Here is a 17888-nt window from a genome sequence, read left to right as displayed (position 1 = left end):
TACTTGATCCCGATATATCAACCGGTTATTCAAACAATGCAGAAACTCTACTTTAATTTGGAAGGTTTTTCGGACAACTATCTTGACAATTACCGCTGACATACAATGATAAGCATTGGCTTCAAGTAGCCTAAAGGGAGTTATTGGAAATGACAAGAAATGTAGAAGTGTCTGTTGTGATGCCTGTCTATAACGCGAGCAAATATATCGAGGAAGCAATCGAGAGTGTGTTAAACCAAACACACAAAAATTTTGAGTTTATCATTATTGATGATGGGTCTGATGACGGGTCGACAGAAATGATAAAGAGATATGAAAAGCTGGATAATCGCATAATTGCTGTGTATCGGACCAACAAAGGGTTGGTTGAATCTCTCAACGAAGGTATAAGATTAGCTTCTTCACCACTTATTGCTCGTATGGATGCGGATGATGTATGTCTTGAAAAAAGACTTGAAGAACAAGTAGCGTACATGGAATCAAACCCAGATATTGATTTGCTAGGGACAAAAGTAGAAGTAATAGGCGAGTATGAGGAAGAGTATAAAAATGATATTCAGAGGAGATTTGGAAAAGTCGTTGGAAGCACTGAAAGTTTACCGGCGATGCTACTGAGAGAAAACATAATTTGTCATCCGTCATTAATGATCAAGAAGAGTGCTTTGGAGAAGTTGAACTACTACAGTCAAAGACCATCTGAAGATTATGATTTGTGGATGAGAGCTGTATTTGCAGGAATGGGAATTCAGAATCTAGATAAAACATTACTGAAGTACAGAGTGCATCGACAATCGAAAACTAGAACTGAGAATCATATCAATCTTTGCGATCAAATTCATGTCAGGTTAGAATATATGATGGCAAAAGAACTAGTAGATGTAAAAAAAGACTGTTATATTTGGGGAACCGGAGCAGGTGGTACACTTACTGCTGATAGCCTTAAGAGGGTAGTGAAGGGTGTTAGAATAAAGGGTTTTATTGATACATACAAAACTGGCACTTTTTTATCAAAAAAAATATATTCACCCAAAACCGCAGTTGATAACACGTCTTTTATCTTCATTGCGACAACTAAAGGAAAAGTTGAAGTGGAAGATTTTCTAAAAGATAATGGATATGAGCCGATGGTGGATTTTATTTGGTCTGTATGATTTAAGTGGAAGCCGAAAGGTGGGGGCTCATTGAGAAAGGTAATTACATATGGCACATTTGATCTGTTTCACGAAGGCCATATCAATCTGCTCAAACGAGCCAGGGAATATGGCGACTATTTGATTGTGGGAGTAACGACTGAGAGCTACGATGATTCAAGAGGCAAGCTGAATGTGCAGGAAAATTTGATGAAGCGCATTGAAAATGTTCGCAAAAGTGGTTTTGCAGATGAAATCATTATTGAAGAATACGAAGGTCAAAAGATTGAGGATATTCAAAATAGACAAGTAGATGCATTTGTCATTGGATCTGATTGGACGGGAAAATTCGATTATCTTAATGAGTATTGTGAAGTGGTATACCTGGAAAGAACAAAGGGTATTTCCAGTACAGACTTAAGAGCGAGGCAGAACGGAATTATACGTCTTGGAGTAGCAGGGTACGGCAGAATTGCTAATCGTTTTATTCCTGAATCGAAGTATGTTAGTGGGATAAATGTCGAAGGAGTCTTCGGTCGCGATGAATCGGCAGCAGATAGCTTTATAAAGACTCATGAGCTTAATTTTGCAGAAACAAATTATGCTGCTTTTTTAAATCGCGTGGATGCAGTTTATATTGCAACCCCGCATTTGACTCATGTCGATTATGCTCGTAAAGCTCTCGAAGAGAAGAAGCATGTGCTTTGTGAAAAGCCGATAGCACTGACGGCAAAAGAAACAAAAGACTTATACAATCTTGCCAAGAAACAAGGCTGTGTTTTTTTGGAGGCAATTAAGACGGCCTACGCGCCTGGGTTTTTACGTATGATTTCCATTGCAAAGAGTGGAGTTATAGGACAAGTAAGGAACATAGATGCAACCTTCACAAAACTGGTAGGCGGAGACGTCAGAGAACTGAAAAAAGAAACTGGGGGAGGGAGCATAACTGAACTGGCATCATACCCGCTCTTGGCGATTATCAAACTGCTTGGAGAAGATTATATAAGCATAAACCATTTTTCGGTAATGGACGAAAATCATGGTGTTGATGTGTTCACAAAAATTAGTATGGAGTATAAAAATGCAATCGCCACAGCTAAAGTTGGTTTGGGTGTTAAATCCGAAGGTGATTTGATTGTATCGGGCACCAAAGGATATCTATATGTTCCTGCACCATGGTGGAAAACAGATTACTTCGAAACTCGATTTGAAGACCCTAGTCAAAATAATAAGTACTATTTTAGATTCGATGGTGAAGGATTAAGATATGAGTTGGCAGAGTTTGTGAGGATTATTCAAAATGGTAAAACTGAAACATATAAACTTCGTATGGGTGATTCGGTTGCAATCAGCAGCGTAATTGAAAAACTACTTGCAGAACAAGAACGAAAGCAAGCATAAGAGAAAAAGATGGTGGTGAACCATAAATGAATGATCAAATAATTATTTTTGGCGCGTCAACATATGGAAAAAAACTGCTCAAATTGGTTGAAGAAGAGTATGCAAATATCGTATTCTGTGACAACGATAAGGCTAAGTGGGACCAAGTGTTTGAAGGAAAACGAGTCATATCACCTAATCAAATACTTAATCAAAAGAATGCAAGGATAATCATTGCCAGTCAATACAGCGGGCAGATAGCACAGCAGTTGATTAATATGGGATTTAAGAAATTTGAAGTTTTGTTATTAAACGAGATTAGAGAGGGTCGCAAATCAAGTGAGTTCCTGGCCCGGTATAACTATGAAGGTGTAACAGACTGGTCTATCCAGTCCAACAAAGTTTGTTTAATATCCAGGAATGACTCTGGTTCCAGTACAACAGCACTCTACAATAACCAACCGGATTTCATTAAAGATCGGTTCGAAGTTTACTTAGTTAAGGAAAATACAAGATGCAATGATTACTTTTATCATTTGCTGACAGCAAGTGTTGTTGTTACGACGCATGGACCTGTTGCATGTCTTGACGGACAACTGCTGGTTGAATGCTGGCATGGGTTTCCATTGAAAACCGTGGGGAACACTGTGGCGAATCATCAGGAGCAAAAAAAGACGCGTACGCAATGGAATCAACTGTCCTTGATGGCCAGTTACTCGTCATTATATGGAATGGCCATGAAGTTAAGCTTTGATGTTGATGAGACAGTTTTGAGGAACGTGGGTATGCCAAGAAACGATTGGCTGTTTCTATCTGAAGGCATGAACAACCTAAAAAAGCTTGTTGGTGTAAAATCATGCGATACAACAAAAGTACTCTTTGCGCCCACTTTCCGCAAGTCGTTCTATGGGTATGATGAAGAGACAACCACGAAACCTTGGTCAAATGTTTTTGGGTTCCACGATTATTCTGAAGAAAAGATGGAAGCATTTTTAAAGAAGTATCAAATAGAACTATTTGTTAAAGTACACCCTTTAGAAGAGCCTTTCTGGACTACGGTATTCACCAACCAAAAACACCCTTCGCAAGTAACACTGCTAAGAGATGAAGATTTTACGAAGAATTCTCTGGATTTCTATGAGATTCTTAATGCATTTGATATGCTCATTACAGATTATTCATCAGTCTATTTTGACTTTCTTCTCCTTGACAGACCATTAATATTCACACCTGTAGATATAGCAGAATATCAGCAGAAAAGAGGTTTTTTACTTGAACCGTACGATGTTTGGGCTCCAGGAGCAAAAGTGACCAGTCAGTCGGAGCTGATGATTGAGATGAAGAATTTGATTATAGGAGAAGACCATTATTCAAAACAAAGGGACTGGGTTAAGCGGGTTGTACATGAAAAAGAAGACGAAAAAGCTTCTTTGCGACTATGGCATGAAATCCAGCACATCATGATTTCTCGATGAGAAAATGTGAGATAATCATGATAATCTGATGTGGAGGTGAGTCGTGAAACCATTAGTTTCAGTAGTGATACCAGTATATAATGGCGAAAAATATGTCGCAAAAGCAATTAAATCAGTATTAAATCAAACATACACGCACTTAGAGCTGATCATTATAGATGATGGTTCACAGGATCGAACGTCTGACATAGTTTCGTCCATTAAAGACAAACGTATAAAATACTATTATCAAAAAAATGGAGGAGAAGCTTCGGCAAGAAATCTGGGTTTGAGGATGTCGAATAGTGAGCTGATAGCTTTTTTAGATGCAGACGATCTTTATAGGCAAGATAAATTGGAAAGGCAAGTTCAAGCATTGAGAGAAAATGCCGACTGTGGTTTTACTTATTGCTCAGTGGACATCATTGATGCGGATGATCATAAATGCTATAGCATAGATGCAGATGTCGATTTCAAACATAGACAAGATATGCTTGCATATTTACTATACAGACAGTTTATGCCAGCAACAGCTTCGATGATGATCAAGAGAGAATGTCTTAATGAAGACGTCTATTATTCTGAGCAGTACACACATGCAGTAGACTATTTTTTTTCCATTCGACTATTGATGAACACAAAAGGCTGCTATCAGGAAGATCGCCTTTATCAATATCGAAGGCATGGTGAGAACTTAACCAACAATCACATGAAGCAAAAATTATGCGAAAATAGCATTGTGAGAGAGTTGGGAGTTGAACGCATTGCAGAAATTGTTAACGAGTCTTTCTTTGACAAACAGGAAAAAGTGCTACTGCTGTCTAAAATATACTATAAGGTTGGGTTGACTGAGCTTTCAAGAAATCATCTAAGCAATATCCATAGAGACAAATGGGACTTTGAGTTTCACTTTCATGCAGGCGTATGTGCGTACTCTGACGGAGAATATGAAGAAGCTGCCCAATATTTTAAAGTGGCATTGTTAATAGATGCACAGAAGCCGGAAGCATTCAATAACTTGGGATGCTGTAAAATGAAGCTGGGTATGGTTAATGAGGCGACTGAAAGATTTAAAATGGCATATGATCTGAACAAAGATTATATTGATCCTCAGCAAAACCTAGTGAGCGTATCATTAAACGGCCAAGAGATGAGATTGACAGAGAGAGTACTGCGAAAGAGTTTAACGAAGTACTAGCAAACAAAAAAGTTGTCTTAAAGGCTACTGCTACTCTTATAGAATGTGAGGAAACTGAAATGAGTTGGAAGATGGAAGAAAGAGACAAAGAAAGGAAAACCTATATCATCGCCGAAATGTCTGCCAACCATGGCGGCGACTTTCAACATGCGAAAGATATTGTATATGCAGCTAAAGAAGCTGGGGCCGACGCCATCAAGCTGCAAACCTATACCCCAGACACCATGACCCTGAAAAGCGACAAAGCCCCTTTTCAGATTGGCAGCGGGCTATGGAAAGGGGAAAATCTCTATTCCCTTTACGAGAAGGCACAAACCCCTTGGGACTGGCAGGGGAAGCTGAAAGAAGAGGCGGTGGCTCTGGGATTGGGATTCCTCTCCACTCCTTTTGATGAAACCGCTGTGGATTTTCTGGAAAGTATCGGGGTGGATATGTACAAGGTGGCTTCTTTCGAACTGACAGATATCCCCCTCATTAAGTATATGGCCCGGCTTCAGAAACCCATGATCATGTCCACAGGCATGGGTACAGAACTGGAAATACAGGAGGCGGTGGACTGTGTTCGCGCGCAGGGGAATGAGCAGATGTGCCTCTTGAAATGCACCAGCGCCTACCCGGCCACCCTGGAAGACATGCATTTAAACACTATTCCGCATATGCGGAAAACCTATGGAGTGGCCGTTGGCCTTTCAGACCACTCTCTTGGAAGCATCGCCCCAATGACAGCTGTAGCCCTGGGAGCCCGTGTCATTGAAAAGCACCTGTGCCTTGACCGGAAAATCCCCACGCCGGATTCAGCTTTTTCCATGGAACCCGGAGAATTCGCCCAGATGGTGAAAGATGTGCGGGCTGTGGAGGCGGCTTTGGGTGAAGTGCGCTATGGAGCGGGTGAGGGGGAGGCTGTCAGTAAAAGTCACCGCCGGTCTCTGTTTGTGGCCTGCGAAATGGCACCGGGAGATGTTTTCACCCGGGAAAACCTGCGGGTCGTACGCCCCGCCCATGGACTGGCACCAAAACACTATGAAACGGTATTGGGGAAAAAGGCTGCAGCTGTGTTGGAGCCAGGTACACCCCTGACCTGGGAAATGGTGCAAGAATGAATAGATCCGAGTACCATATTCGAAACCTGCTCATGATGGAAGACCAGGTGAAATGGCACCTGCGGGAATGGCGGAACCAGCCTTTTGTGCGAAACCAAATGATCCAGTCCGAAGAAATCAGCGAATCAGCCCATGAAGCCTACCTTCAAAAGCTTCCCCACCACCCCACCCGGCAGGTGTACCTGCTCATGGAGGGCGAAACGCCTTTGGGGGTGATGAATCTGGACTGGTTTCGGGAGACAGATTCTCTGGAGTTTGGTTTTTTTGTCATTCGGGAACATGACCAGTACCGGGGACTGGGGGCGCTGATGGAATATGTGATTCTGGAACATGCCATCAACGAATTGGCAGTGAACGAAGTGTTTTGCCGCACATTGACCACCAATGAAAAAACCATCGCCCTTCACCGCAAGTTTGGTTTTCAGTCTCTGGGGAAGGAAACATTGGAGACCGGAAACCTGCTATTGCGCCAATCCATATCACCCCAGGAATGGCAGGATAAAAAAGATGGACTGAAGCGCATGCTGATGCGCATGGCACCGGTGACGGACATCCAGTGGCAGAATGGAGGGAGTTGATACGATGAAACAAATTGAACAGGGGGCGCTCAACCAATTGGTATGGGAAGGGCTGGAAGAGCTCAATGATACCCTTGAAGACGACCAGAAGCTGACCTTATCTCAGGACATGGCTCTTTTTGGAAAAGAAGGGGTGCTGGACTCTCTGGACTTTGTGAATCTTGTGATGATTTTAGAAGACCTGGTTCACGACAAGTATGGGGAAAGCATCACGTTAATGGATGAAAAAGCCTTTTCTCAAAAGCACAATCCCTTTCACAAGATTGATGCTTTAAGTATGTATATCAAAACGCTGCTGGCAGGTGACGGCCAATGATCATGGTGATCACAGGTACCCGTAAAGGCATTGGCAAAGGAATAGCGCTGCATTATTTGGAAAAAGGGCATATGGTGCTTGGCTGCAGTCGTGGCGAAGGAACCATTGAGCATCCCCGCTACCGTCACTATCAGGCAGATGTTTCCAATGATGAGCAGGTGCAGGCAATGGTGAAATCCATTCGGCAGCAGGAGAATCAAGTGGATGTGCTGATTAACAACGCCGGGGCAGCCGCTATGAATCACCTGCTGTTGACTCCCACTGCCAAAGCCAGGCAACTGCTGGAGGTCAACACTCTGGGAACAATGGTGATGACCCGGGAAATGTGTCGTTTACTGCGGCGATCCCCCGGCGGTCGCATCGTGAATTTCACCACAGTGGCAGTGCCTTTAAACCTGGAAGGGGAGGCAGTGTATGCCGCTTCAAAGGCGGCGGTGGAAACCCTGACCCGCATAGGCGCCAAAGAACTGGCTCCCTATGGGATTACAGTGAACGCCGTTGGGCCGGCACCGGTGAAAACCGATTTGATTGCCGGTGTACCAGAGGAGAAGATTCAAGGGCTCCTGAAGCAACAGGCTATTCATGCCTTCGGCACCATTGAAGATGTGATTCATGTGATTGATTTTTTTGTTAAACCTGAAAGCCGGATGATCACTGGTCAGGTGGTGTATCTGGGAGGGGTGTTTTAATGGAACTGACGATTCTTAAAAAACGATGGCAACAGCAACCGGAGCATGTGGTGCTGATTCATGACAATGACGCCTACACTCATGCCCAGCTGCTGGCGATGTGGGAATGCTGGGACACGAAGCTGTTGAAGTGTGACCTTGTCCCGGGAACCCCAGTGGCCATTGAAAGTGATTTTGGCCCGAAGGCCATCACGTTGATGCTGGCACTCATGGAGCACCATGCCATGATCGTCCCCCTGTCACCTCACATAAAAAATCGAGAACAGTTGCTGGGCATTGCCCAGGCTTCTTTGGTTTTCAACCTTTCTGAAGGTGAAGAACCGAGCCCATTGAATCCGCAGTCGGCGGGGCATCCCCTCTATGACCGATTGATCGCCCAGAAGAGTCCCGGGTTGGTGCTCTTCACTTCGGGTTCTACTGGAGAGCCTAAAGGAGCGGTGCATGATCTGGAGCGTTTGATGGCCAAGTTTCTGGTGCCAAGAAAAGCCCTGCGCACCATGACATTTTTACTGTTTGACCACATTGGCGGTTTTAACACGCTGATGCATGTCCTCTTTAACGGGGGAACGCTGGTGACTCCCACAGAACGCACGCCGGAATCTGTTTGCCATCTCATTGAAGCTCATCGGGTGGAGTTGCTTCCCACTTCTCCCACTTTTCTAAACCTGCTGCTGGTCAGTCGGGCCTATGAATCCCATGACCTTACCAGTCTGAAAATGATTACCTACGGCACGGAACCCATGCCTGAAAGCACGCTGCAACGGCTTCATCAAATTCTGCCCCCGGTGACACTGAAACAGACCTATGGATTATCGGAGCTGGGGATTATGCGCACCAAATCCAAATCCAATGATTCTTTGTGGGTTAAAATTGGAGGAGAGGATTACCAGACTAAGATTGTGGATGGAAAGCTGTGGATTAAGGCTGAGAGCGCCATGCTGGGATACCTTAACGCTCCATCCCCCTTTGATGAAGCGGGCTGGTTCAACACCCAGGACCGGGTGGAAGTGGAAGGGGAGTATGTTCGCTTTCTGGGACGCGATTCAGAAATAATCAATGTGGGCGGCGAAAAGGTCTATCCGGCAGAGGTGGAGAGCATCTTGCTGGAAGTGGAAGGTGTGAAGGATGCCTGGGTGTACGGCGTTTCCAATCCTCTTACGGGCCAGGTGGTGGCCGCCACGGTGGCGGTTGGCGGAGAGCATCATCACCGGGAATTCATCAAACAGTTGAAAACCCATTGTCGTCAACGTCTGGCCAAGTTTAAGTGTCCGGTTAAAATTGAACTGACAGAAAACACTTTTGAGAATCAGCGGTTCAAACGAAATCGCAGTCAAAGAGACGGCATGGTGTCATATGAAATCAAATAGCAACAAATAAAGCGTGAATGAGTGACCCTGGGTCACCCTTAATATGCATGAGAAAGCAGTGGTGTCCATGAAGCAGATTTACCTGATCACCGAAGGGAATCCGATTCTGGGAATGGGCCATGTGACCCGATGCGGTGCCCTGGCAGAAGCCTTCAGAGAAAAGGGGTGTCAGACCTTTCTGGTGGCAGGAGAATCGCCGGTTTCCATGGATTTTCCGGGCAGCCTTTTGAGCTATCCACTGGCGAAGGCGTGTCAACAGGGCGGATGGCAGCAGCAGGACACCCGTGATGCTTTGGCCAAAGTAATGGGGCTTATGGCCTTGCAGGCAGGTGATCCGGAAGAAAAGGTAATGGTGCTGGATCGCTACGACTTGTCGCCGGACTGGGTTCTCCAGTTGAAGCATACCGCTCATCAGGTGGGTTATCTGGATGATTATCATCATCGGATTTCAGAAGCTGATTTTTTAGTGAACCATCAGGTGGGTGCTGAAGAAGAACTGCAACCCGGTGGTTTTTACGAAAATCTCTCCATTCCAATGAAATTGGCAGGAGGGCAATACGCTCTTCTGCGCAATGATTTCAGAGATCTTCCGATTAAAGAACTGGGTGAGACTGTTTTAAACGTGCTCATTATGACAGGCGGCGGGAACCAGAAAGGCTGGCAGGAAAAACTGCTGCAATGGACGTGGGAGATTTACCCAAAACTGGAAGCTATGGCCTCCAAACCGGTGACCCTTCATCTCCTCACCGGGGCACAGGGGCCGCTTTTTCATACCTGGGAGCAACAGACACAGAACTTGCAGGGGATTCAGGTATACCCCCGCATGGCAGCCGACCAGGTGGCGGCCATGATGAAAAAGATGGACCTGGCAATCTCAGCTGGCGGAGGAACTGTATATGAGCTGGCGGCTTGGGGAGTGCCCACACTAGCGTTGGTGTTGGCGGAAAATCAGGAACCCTTTGTGAACGCCATGGAAAAAAGGGGTCTGGTGAGGTCTCTTGGCGGGCATAAAAGACTTGACAGTCAGTACTATCAAAAAATGTTGCTGTCGGCGACGGAAGACCTCCTTTGGCGTCAGACATCCAGCCGCAAAATGCAGCGGCTGGTGGATGGCCGCGGTCCGGAGCGAGTGGCGGCGGCGCTGCTGGCAAACAACAATCGATGAAGGAAATGAGGCGGGAAAATGAACCTTTGTATTGTCCAGGCCCGAATGGCTTCCACCAGACTTCCTGGAAAAGTATTGATGGAGCTGGCGGGTCAACCCATGATTTTACAAACCTTACAACGGCTTCAAGCATCAAAGTACGTGGACCAGCTGGTACTGGCTACTTCCCATCTCCCCCAGGACGATCCCCTGGCTGAAGCGGTGAAACAAGCTGGTTTCCAAGTCTTCCGGGGAGATGAGACGCATGTCCTCAGACGCTATGGTGACTGCAGTCGCCATTACGGAGCCAAGACGGTGATTCGCATCACCGGTGACTGTCCTTTTGTGGATCCTCAGCTGGTGGATTATGGAATTCTTTGTCACAGGATGCAGGAACTGGATTATGCGAGCGTCTCATCCATTCGGGGGCTGGATGTGGAAGTGGTCGCCGCGACGGCGTTGTATGAAGCCGAAGAAAAAGCAGATGAGCCAATGTATACAGAGCACGTCACATCTTATCTTTACACCCATCCGGAACAGTTTAGAGTAGGAAAAGCATCGCTGGGTACCCGCTATCAGCGACCCTACCGGCTGTGCGTGGATGAAGAAGCTGACTATGAAGTGGTGACAAAGGTGGCGGAGGGGATGGGGAACCGCCATGCCAGCGCCGGTGAAATCATCTTGTTTTTGGACCAACATCCTGAGATTGTTGCCATTAATGCGCAGGTACGGCAGAAAACCCTGGCGGATACATAGAAAAACGGAGCATTTTCCAGGTGGGAGCCTGTGAAGATCATCGACACAAAAAAGGAGCTGACCACATTGAATATACTTGTCACCGGCGGAGCCGGGTTTATCGGACGATGGGTGGTGAAAAAACTGTTGGAGGAACAGCACCGGGTATGGGTGCTGGATGATTTTTCCAACGGACGAAAAGAAAACCTGGCGGAGTTTCAGGGTCATCCTCTGTTGATGTCAGTGACTGAAGGGGACATCAAAGACCGTTCATTACTGGAAAGTCTTTTTGAAAACAGCTTCCACCGATGCTATCACCTGGGGGCCAGCATTAACGTGCAAGACAGCATCGACGATCCCCAAACCACCTTCGACAACGATGTGGTGGGCACCTTCAATGTGCTGGAATGCTGTCGAAAATGGAAAACACCCCTGGTTTTCATGAGCACCTGCATGGTGTATGATCAAGCCTCCCGCCCGGAGGGCATCAGCGAAACAGATCCCATCAAACCCGTTTCTCCCTACGCCGGCAGTAAGATTGCCGGGGAGAACATGGTGCTGTCCTACTGGCATGCTTACGGGTTGCCCACGGTGGTGGTGCGTCCCTTCAACACTTACGGGCCCTTCCAGAAAACCGGTGGGGAAGGGGGCGTGGTGGCCATTTTCATCAAACGTCATCTGGCAGGTGAGACCCTAAACATCTACGGCGACGGTACCCAAACCCGGGACCTTCTTTTTGTGGAAGACTGCGCCGATTTTGTGGTGAATGCCGGCATGTCGGATCAGGTACACGGAGAAATTCTCAATGCCGGTCTTGGCCGGGATATCACCATCAATGACCTGGCAGCCATGATTGAACCACAGGCAGACAGGATTCAACATGTTCCCCATATCCATCCCCAGAGTGAAATTGCTAAGCTGTTGTGCAATCATGAAAAAGCCAGCCGTCTGCTGGGATGGCACCCCCAGGTGACGCTGGAAGAGGGGATCTCCCGTACCAGGGAATGGATTCGACAAAATCCTTCCCTGGTGTAGCGCGATGTAGCGTGTAGCGGCAACAAGATCCCTCCCTTCAGCTGCAGAATAAGGAGCATGAAGAACAGCTACATCAGAAAAGAAGCAGTGCAGTGAATATGGTATGATACACAGCATGTATCAGGAGGAATCCTTTATGAAATCATCAATTGAAAGCCCGCTGGCCATTCACGGTGGTCAACCGGTGCGCAGCCAGTTACTGCCATATGGCAAGCAGTGGATTACCCCCGAAGACGAGGCAGTGGTGCACGCAGCATTGCAAAGTGACTACCTGACCACAGGCCCCTCGGTGGAGGCTTTTGAAAAAGCGCTGGCAGAAAAAGCAGGAGCAGCTTATGCCGTCAGTGTTTCCAACGGCACAGCCGCCCTCCATGCGGCCTGTCATGCAGCGGGAATCGGCCCGGGAGATGAAGTGATTACCACCCCCATCACCTTTGCGGCCTCTGCCAATGCCGTGCTGTATCAGGGAGGCACCCCGGTGTTTGCCGACATTGATCCCCTCACCTGGAACATTGACCCGACAGCCATTGAAAAAGCCATCACCCCCCGCACCAAAGCCATTATTCCGGTGGATTTCACTGGTCAGCCAGCCAATATGGAGGCCATTATGGCCATTGCCGAAAAGCATGGCCTGATAGTCATTGAAGACGCCGCCCATTCTTTGGGCGGGTCATGGAAGGGAACCCCCGTAGGATGCCTGGCCCATATGACCACCTGCAGCTTTCATCCGGTGAAACTGATTACCACCGGAGAAGGCGGCGCGGTGGTTACCAGTGATGCGCAGCTGGCTGAAAAATTAAGGCTGTTCCGCAGTCATGGGATCACCAAGGCGGCAGAGCAAAGTGGCACAGGTGAAGGTTTGGAAGAGGCTCATGGCCCTTGGTACCAGGCCCAAAGGCTTTTAGGCTACAATTACCGCCTCACCGACCTGCAAAGTGCTCTGGGAATCAGCCAACTGAAAAAAATCCACTTGTTTCTGGAACGACGGCAGCAGCTGGCGGCCTTTTATCAGCAGGCGTTTTCGCCATTGGAAGCTCTTCAGCTTCCTCACCTTTCTCCAGAAGCGATTTCTGCCTGGCATTTATACGTCATTCGGCTGAGAGGAAAAAACACCATGGACCGGCGCCGATGGTTCTTTGATGCCCTTCGGGCAGAAAATATTGGTGTGAACGTGCATTACCTGCCGGTGTACTGGCATCCTTATTACCAGCAACTGGGCTATCAGAAGGGGATTTGCCCCCAGGCAGAAGCCTATTATGAATCCTGCATCACGCTGCCTCTCTACCCCGCCATGTCAGATGAAGATGCCAGTGATGTGGTGACAGCGGTGAAAAAGGTGATGGCCTACGAAGGCAAGTGAAAGCAATGAAAGGCATCAAAACAAAGAAATATGAAAGAAAGAAATGAAGAAGCAAATGAATAAGGGAACAAAGAAGTAGTGAAGCAAAAAGAATAAAGCATCAGGTTCAACAGGTTCAATGGAGGCACCATTAAAAACAGGGAAAATGACCTAAAGTAGAAGCATTGGAGTGACGATACTCTTCATGAAAGGCAATTGTTAACGTCGATCATGTCGTTTAAGTCAACCAGGTTCCATTAAGATAATGAGGTGTTCCAGTGGCAATGAAAAATCCCTATGCAGCCTATCAAAAATTTGCAAAAAATAAGCCTGTAGTACAACCAACAGCTCAACCGAAGAAAGAAGAAGTGGATCCTGCAATCAGCAGTGCACAGGAAGAAGTTCAAGTGGACCAGGTGACCCAGAATGCAACTCCGGTTTCGGTGCCGCCTAAGGTGCGGGAAGGTTTTGTGCCTCCCCGGGAGAAGGTGCCCAACCCCAATTTGTACCAAATGAAAAAAACATTGGATTTGGAAGGTGAAAAGAAAAAAGCATCACAGCCTTCCAAAAACAATGTAAAGGCATCCAACCCCTACCTGGAATCCAAGATCAACACGGCCACACCGGAAGAACTGGTGCTCATGCTTTATGACGGTGCATTGCGCTTTCTGAAACAGACAGTGATCCATCTGGAAGTGGCGGATAAATCAAAGGCCCATGAAGCCAGTCTGCGAGCCCAGACCATTGTGGCAGAGCTTATGGGAGGGCTTGATAGAAACTATGGCATCTCAGAGCAATTTCACGCCATGTATGATTTCATCTACCGGCTGATGCGGGAAGCCAACGTGGAAAAATCAGCTTCAAAAACCCAAGAAGCGATTGAACTGCTCACCGATATGCGGACTACCTGGCAGGATGCCATGAAGAAAGCAAAGATGGAGCAGTGAGTGGAAACAGCCCCTAAAGGTTTCAGCGAAAGCCCAGGGGGATACAGGGAACCCCTGATGACAATTCGCTGAAGAGAGTGGCCGCAGGAGCGTGATGCAATGGAATGGAAGCTGCGACACCTACAGTCGCCAGACTACCCTTCAATTCAACAGTTAGTCAAAGAGGTCAACTCACACGATGAGTTGACCTATTCCCTTTCAAGAGAATGGTTCGATTATGTGCTGCAACAGGCACCCCACCGGGTGCTGACCGTCTTCAGCGGCGAAGAGCTGACAGGACTGGGAACTCTTTTTGATGAAGAACCAGCAGCAGACAGGAAAAGCACCATCAATATGGTGGTGAGGCCCAGGTGGCGGCATCAGGGCCAGGGAAGCCTGCTTTACAAAAGACTGATATCGGATGCCGTTCATTACAGACGCCGAACCCTTCAGGCAGTGGTCAAGGAAAGTCTTCAAGACTCTTTGGACTTTCTCCAGCGGCGATCCTTTGAAGTCGCGCAATATGCATGGGAAATGGAAAAGGAACTACCAAAAGTTCGCCAGGACCAAAGCGCCTCACAGGGAGGCGGAAGTTCATTGGGAGTTCTTCTGAATACCGGGAAACCTCCAGAAACACCAAGGCTGCGCCCCTTTACACATAGTGAAGCAGAAACCTACAGGCGCCTTTTTAGAGATGGCTTTGCTTATGAGCCTGAAGCTGAAAGCTTCCAAATGATGTGGCAGGATGCCACTGTCACCCCCTGGGTGCTGCTGGTTGACGGAGAGCCGGTGGCTATGGCCACCGTACAGGTGAAAGAACCCTTGTCAAAGGCGTACCTCTATGATATCGTTGTGGCAAAGGCATTTCGGGGCAGTGGGCTGGGAACTGCTCTGTTGGAAGAACTGCTGGTACAGGTTGGGCAGCTTGGCGTTGAAAGCGCCTCATTACTGGTGGCCGGCTCCAATGAAAATGCCTTGAGATTATACCAAAAGCAGGGCTTTTCAGTCACTGAAACACAGCTGGTGCTGGAAAAGCAACTGTGAAGCGCGCTTCTCCGAAGGAATGGATAAAAGACAATGTATCAAACCATGAATGGGGGAGCTCCCATGGAGAGCCTATATGGTTTAACCAAAAAAGAAATGTCAGCATTGACACGTATTTTTGAAAAGCGTGCCGCCATACTGGAAAAAGTCGTTTTATATGGCTCCCGTGCCAGAGGCGACTATCAGAATGCTTCAGATATTGATTTGGCAGTTATAACCAAAGATCAGGGGAAGGCGTTGCATGCGGTTAAGGAAGATTTGGAGAAGGCTGAAATCATTCATACGGTGGATTTAATTGACTATCAACAGATAACCAATGATGCCTTGCGAAATGAAATTGATACTCAGGGAAAGTTGCTTTTCTGCACAACTAAAGAAGGGGGGATTCTACTGACTGCCAACAAGCTTTTCTTCAAATGCAAGGATTTTCAAAAGGCCTTGGGAAAATTAAAAGACAGTCTGGCAAGAGATCCCCATGCAGATGATTTAGTATTGGATGCCACCATCAAGCGTTTCGAATTTACCTATGAGCTGGCATGGAAGCTGATGAAAGCGTATCTCCAGTATATGGGAAACAATGAAGCAACCAACCCCAGAAGTGCCATTAGGGAAGCCTATAAGGAAGGCCTGATTGCAGAGGGGGACGGATGGCTGCAAATGTTGCAGGATCGCAATATGACATCACACACATACGACGAAGAAACAGCCTGGACGATAAGGGACCATATAAAAGAGAAGTATCTTGATATTTTAATCGATTTTGAAACAACGATGACAAGACGGATAGATACCATTGAAAAACAGGAGTAGTCTGTCTGAAAGGAGGAAACCTTATGAATGTGGCAGCAGCTTCAACAGGTTTAAGCCAGGTGCAGGTGCAGCAGTCGGCCAATGTGAAGGTCATGAAAATGGCTATGGATTCGGTGGAAATGCAGCAGGAAATGTTGAAAGAAATGATTCGGGCAGATGCCTCCGTTTCCAACATGGAGCAGTCAGTGATGCCCCATTTGGGTGCTGCGTTGGATGTATACATTTAAGATGTGTCTTTCTGGTATCGGATGGATCTCTGCAACGGAAGACTTGCAGGGGTCCTTTTACATAAGGATGCAATATCATAACAATGAACTGAACCGGAGCATAACTGGGCATATTCCGGGTATAAATGACTAAACAATGCTTTTAACGGGAGGAGGAGGCAGTTGGAACCATTAACACTTGAAACCGTGGTGACGTACATGCATGAAGATCCCAATGGCAAGGGGATTTTCAGCCCCAACCATCATCTCAGAGCGGAGGCTCTGGGAGACCAGACCATTAACCTGGTATTTCGAGTCTGGTCAGAAGAAGACCCGGGCCGTTCAGTAGTGGTGAAGCAGGCCCTGCCCTACGTGCGCCGCATTGGCAAGGGCTGGCCCCTGACACCGGAGCGCCTCAATATTGAAGCAGCCGCCATGCAGCTTCACCATGTCTGCTGTCCGGAGCGTGTGCCAGAACTATACCGTCATGATCCCCAGGCCTATGTGATGATTATCCAGGATCTGCGGCCACGTCAGGAGGTGCGAAAAGCCCTGAATGCCGGCGAGCACTTCCCCCTGCTGGGCAAGCAAATGGGGCGCTATCTGGGGCAGGTATTGAGCAAAACCTCCGATTTCGGTCAGCCAACGGTGGAAAAACGGAAAAAACGGGCAAAATTTGCCAATCCTTATCTGGCCAGACTGACAGAAGACTTGATTCTCCTAAACCCCTTTAAAGATGGAGGCTGGGGAAATCGGGAAGAAGTGGATCAGCGAAAAGAAGTGCAGACCCTGCGGCAGGATCCCATTGTTCTGGAGCGCATGGCCACCCTTCGGTACCGTTTTCGTAACAGCGCCCAGGCATTGATTCATGGGGACCTTCACCTGGGCAGTATTCTGGCAGATCAAAGCACCGCCAAGGTTATTGACCTGGAGTTTGCCACTTATGGCCCCATGGGTTTTGACGTGGGCCTTCTCATGGGAAGCCTGCTGATTAACTGGATAGCACAGGGAAAACCGGAGAGGCATTTGAAAATGGTGGAAGACATGTGGGAGGCTTTTTCCCGGGAAATGAGGCTTTCCTGGCGTCGTTTGGATGCCCGGGAATGGCCCAAAGTATGGCTGGAAAAATTCCTTCATCAGGTGTGGGAGGATGCAGCGGGTTATGCCGCTGCTGAAATGGTGCGCCGGGTGGCGGGGATGACCACTGTCAGTGATTTGGAGCGAATTGATGACCCTGCCCAGCGCCGGGAGATCGACTGTGAGCTGATCTGTATGGCCACTGAGTTGCTCCGTGTGCCAGGGGACGGACCCGGCAGAATTCGGGAGTTGGCCCAGCAAACTGGTTGTCAGGGAATCTGATAATAGCGGCCTTTTTTTACACATAACCTGCCGGAATTCCCCGCAAATCGTAAAATACAACATATAAAAGTGGATCAT

Annotated in this window: 18 protein-coding genes; all 18 read left to right on the top strand. The window is 47.3% G+C overall.

Translation table 11 applies throughout. The features are described 5' to 3' along the window. The first annotated feature begins 149 nt into the window (after positions 1-149). The 18 genes from QOL74_RS15520 to mtnK all read left to right on the top strand — a co-directional run bounded on the left by QOL74_RS15520 (position 150) and on the right by mtnK (position 17810). Entirely contained in the window at positions 150-1151 is a 1002-nt protein-coding gene (locus tag QOL74_RS15520) for a glycosyltransferase family 2 protein (RefSeq protein ID WP_283410412.1), read from the top strand. 30 nt (positions 1152-1181) lie between these two features. Next, positions 1182-2531 (top strand): Gfo/Idh/MocA family oxidoreductase, encoded by a 1350-nt coding sequence (locus QOL74_RS15515; protein WP_283410411.1) that lies wholly within the window; start codon positions 1182-1184, stop codon positions 2529-2531. A 26-nt stretch (positions 2532-2557) separates the two neighbouring features. Beyond that, complete coding sequence (locus QOL74_RS15510; RefSeq protein ID WP_283410410.1) at positions 2558-3985, top strand: CDP-glycerol glycerophosphotransferase family protein; 1428 nt, start codon at positions 2558-2560, stop codon at positions 3983-3985. A 43-nt stretch (positions 3986-4028) separates the two neighbouring features. After that, the gene (locus QOL74_RS15505; RefSeq protein ID WP_283410409.1) at positions 4029-5162 is read left to right on the top strand and encodes a glycosyltransferase family 2 protein; all 1134 of its coding nucleotides are present in this window, start codon (positions 4029-4031) and stop codon (positions 5160-5162) included. Between the two features lie 59 nt (positions 5163-5221). After that, entirely contained in the window at positions 5222-6262 is a 1041-nt protein-coding gene (gene pseI / locus QOL74_RS15500; protein ID WP_283410408.1) for a pseudaminic acid synthase, read from the top strand. After that, positions 6259-6840 carry a GNAT family N-acetyltransferase gene (locus tag QOL74_RS15495; RefSeq protein WP_283410407.1) on the top strand — a complete coding sequence of 194 codons (582 nt, stop codon included), beginning with the start codon at positions 6259-6261 and terminating at the stop codon, positions 6838-6840. Before pseI ends, QOL74_RS15495 begins: the two co-directional genes overlap by 4 nt. A 4-nt stretch (positions 6841-6844) precedes the next feature. Then, positions 6845-7156, top strand: a complete 312-nt coding sequence (locus QOL74_RS15490) for a hypothetical protein (protein WP_283410406.1) — start codon at positions 6845-6847, stop codon at positions 7154-7156. Continuing rightward, complete coding sequence (locus tag QOL74_RS15485; protein WP_283410405.1) at positions 7153-7845, top strand: SDR family NAD(P)-dependent oxidoreductase; 693 nt, start codon at positions 7153-7155, stop codon at positions 7843-7845. Before QOL74_RS15490 ends, QOL74_RS15485 begins: the two co-directional genes overlap by 4 nt. After that, positions 7845-9212 carry an ANL family adenylate-forming protein gene (locus QOL74_RS15480; RefSeq protein WP_283410404.1) on the top strand — a complete coding sequence of 456 codons (1368 nt, stop codon included), beginning with the start codon at positions 7845-7847 and terminating at the stop codon, positions 9210-9212. The genes QOL74_RS15485 and QOL74_RS15480 overlap by 1 nt, the downstream gene beginning before the upstream one ends. Before the next feature lie 67 nt (positions 9213-9279). Then, on the top strand, positions 9280-10377 hold the full coding sequence (locus tag QOL74_RS15475; RefSeq protein WP_283410403.1) for a PseG/SpsG family protein: 1098 nt from the start codon (positions 9280-9282) through the stop codon (positions 10375-10377). 18 nt (positions 10378-10395) lie between these two features. Further along, positions 10396-11112, top strand: a complete 717-nt coding sequence (locus QOL74_RS15470) for a cytidylyltransferase domain-containing protein (protein ID WP_283410402.1) — start codon at positions 10396-10398, stop codon at positions 11110-11112. A 66-nt stretch (positions 11113-11178) separates the two neighbouring features. Continuing rightward, positions 11179-12126, top strand: a complete 948-nt coding sequence (locus tag QOL74_RS15465; RefSeq protein ID WP_283410419.1) for a dTDP-glucose 4,6-dehydratase — start codon at positions 11179-11181, stop codon at positions 12124-12126. 136 nt (positions 12127-12262) lie between these two features. Further along, on the top strand, positions 12263-13486 hold the full coding sequence (pseC, locus tag QOL74_RS15460; RefSeq protein WP_283410401.1) for a UDP-4-amino-4,6-dideoxy-N-acetyl-beta-L-altrosamine transaminase: 1224 nt from the start codon (positions 12263-12265) through the stop codon (positions 13484-13486). 263 nt (positions 13487-13749) lie between these two features. Further along, positions 13750-14412, top strand: a complete 663-nt coding sequence (gene fliS, locus QOL74_RS15455; protein ID WP_283410418.1) for a flagellar export chaperone FliS — start codon at positions 13750-13752, stop codon at positions 14410-14412. Positions 14413-14511: 99 nt separating this feature from the next. Beyond that, on the top strand, positions 14512-15435 hold the full coding sequence (locus tag QOL74_RS15450) for a GNAT family N-acetyltransferase (RefSeq protein WP_283410400.1): 924 nt from the start codon (positions 14512-14514) through the stop codon (positions 15433-15435). A gap of 63 nt (positions 15436-15498) precedes the next feature. Continuing rightward, positions 15499-16245 (top strand): HI0074 family nucleotidyltransferase substrate-binding subunit, encoded by a 747-nt coding sequence (locus QOL74_RS15445; protein ID WP_283410399.1) that lies wholly within the window; start codon positions 15499-15501, stop codon positions 16243-16245. A gap of 23 nt (positions 16246-16268) precedes the next feature. Beyond that, positions 16269-16472: a YjfB family protein gene (locus tag QOL74_RS15440; RefSeq protein WP_283410398.1), complete on the top strand. Its 204-nt coding sequence runs from the start codon at positions 16269-16271 to the stop codon at positions 16470-16472. A 162-nt stretch (positions 16473-16634) separates the two neighbouring features. After that, a complete protein-coding gene (gene mtnK, locus QOL74_RS15435; protein WP_283410397.1) occupies positions 16635-17810 on the top strand; it encodes an S-methyl-5-thioribose kinase in 1176 nt (391 codons plus the stop codon). Positions 17811-17888: the final 78 nt, after the last annotated feature.

This window comes from Anoxynatronum buryatiense (genome assembly GCF_900182905.1).
Lineage (GTDB): Bacteria > Bacillota > Clostridia > Peptostreptococcales > Tindalliaceae > Anoxynatronum > Anoxynatronum buryatiense.
The sequence above is the reverse complement of the archived record's forward strand: the minus strand, read 5'-3'. Positions and strand labels throughout refer to the sequence as shown.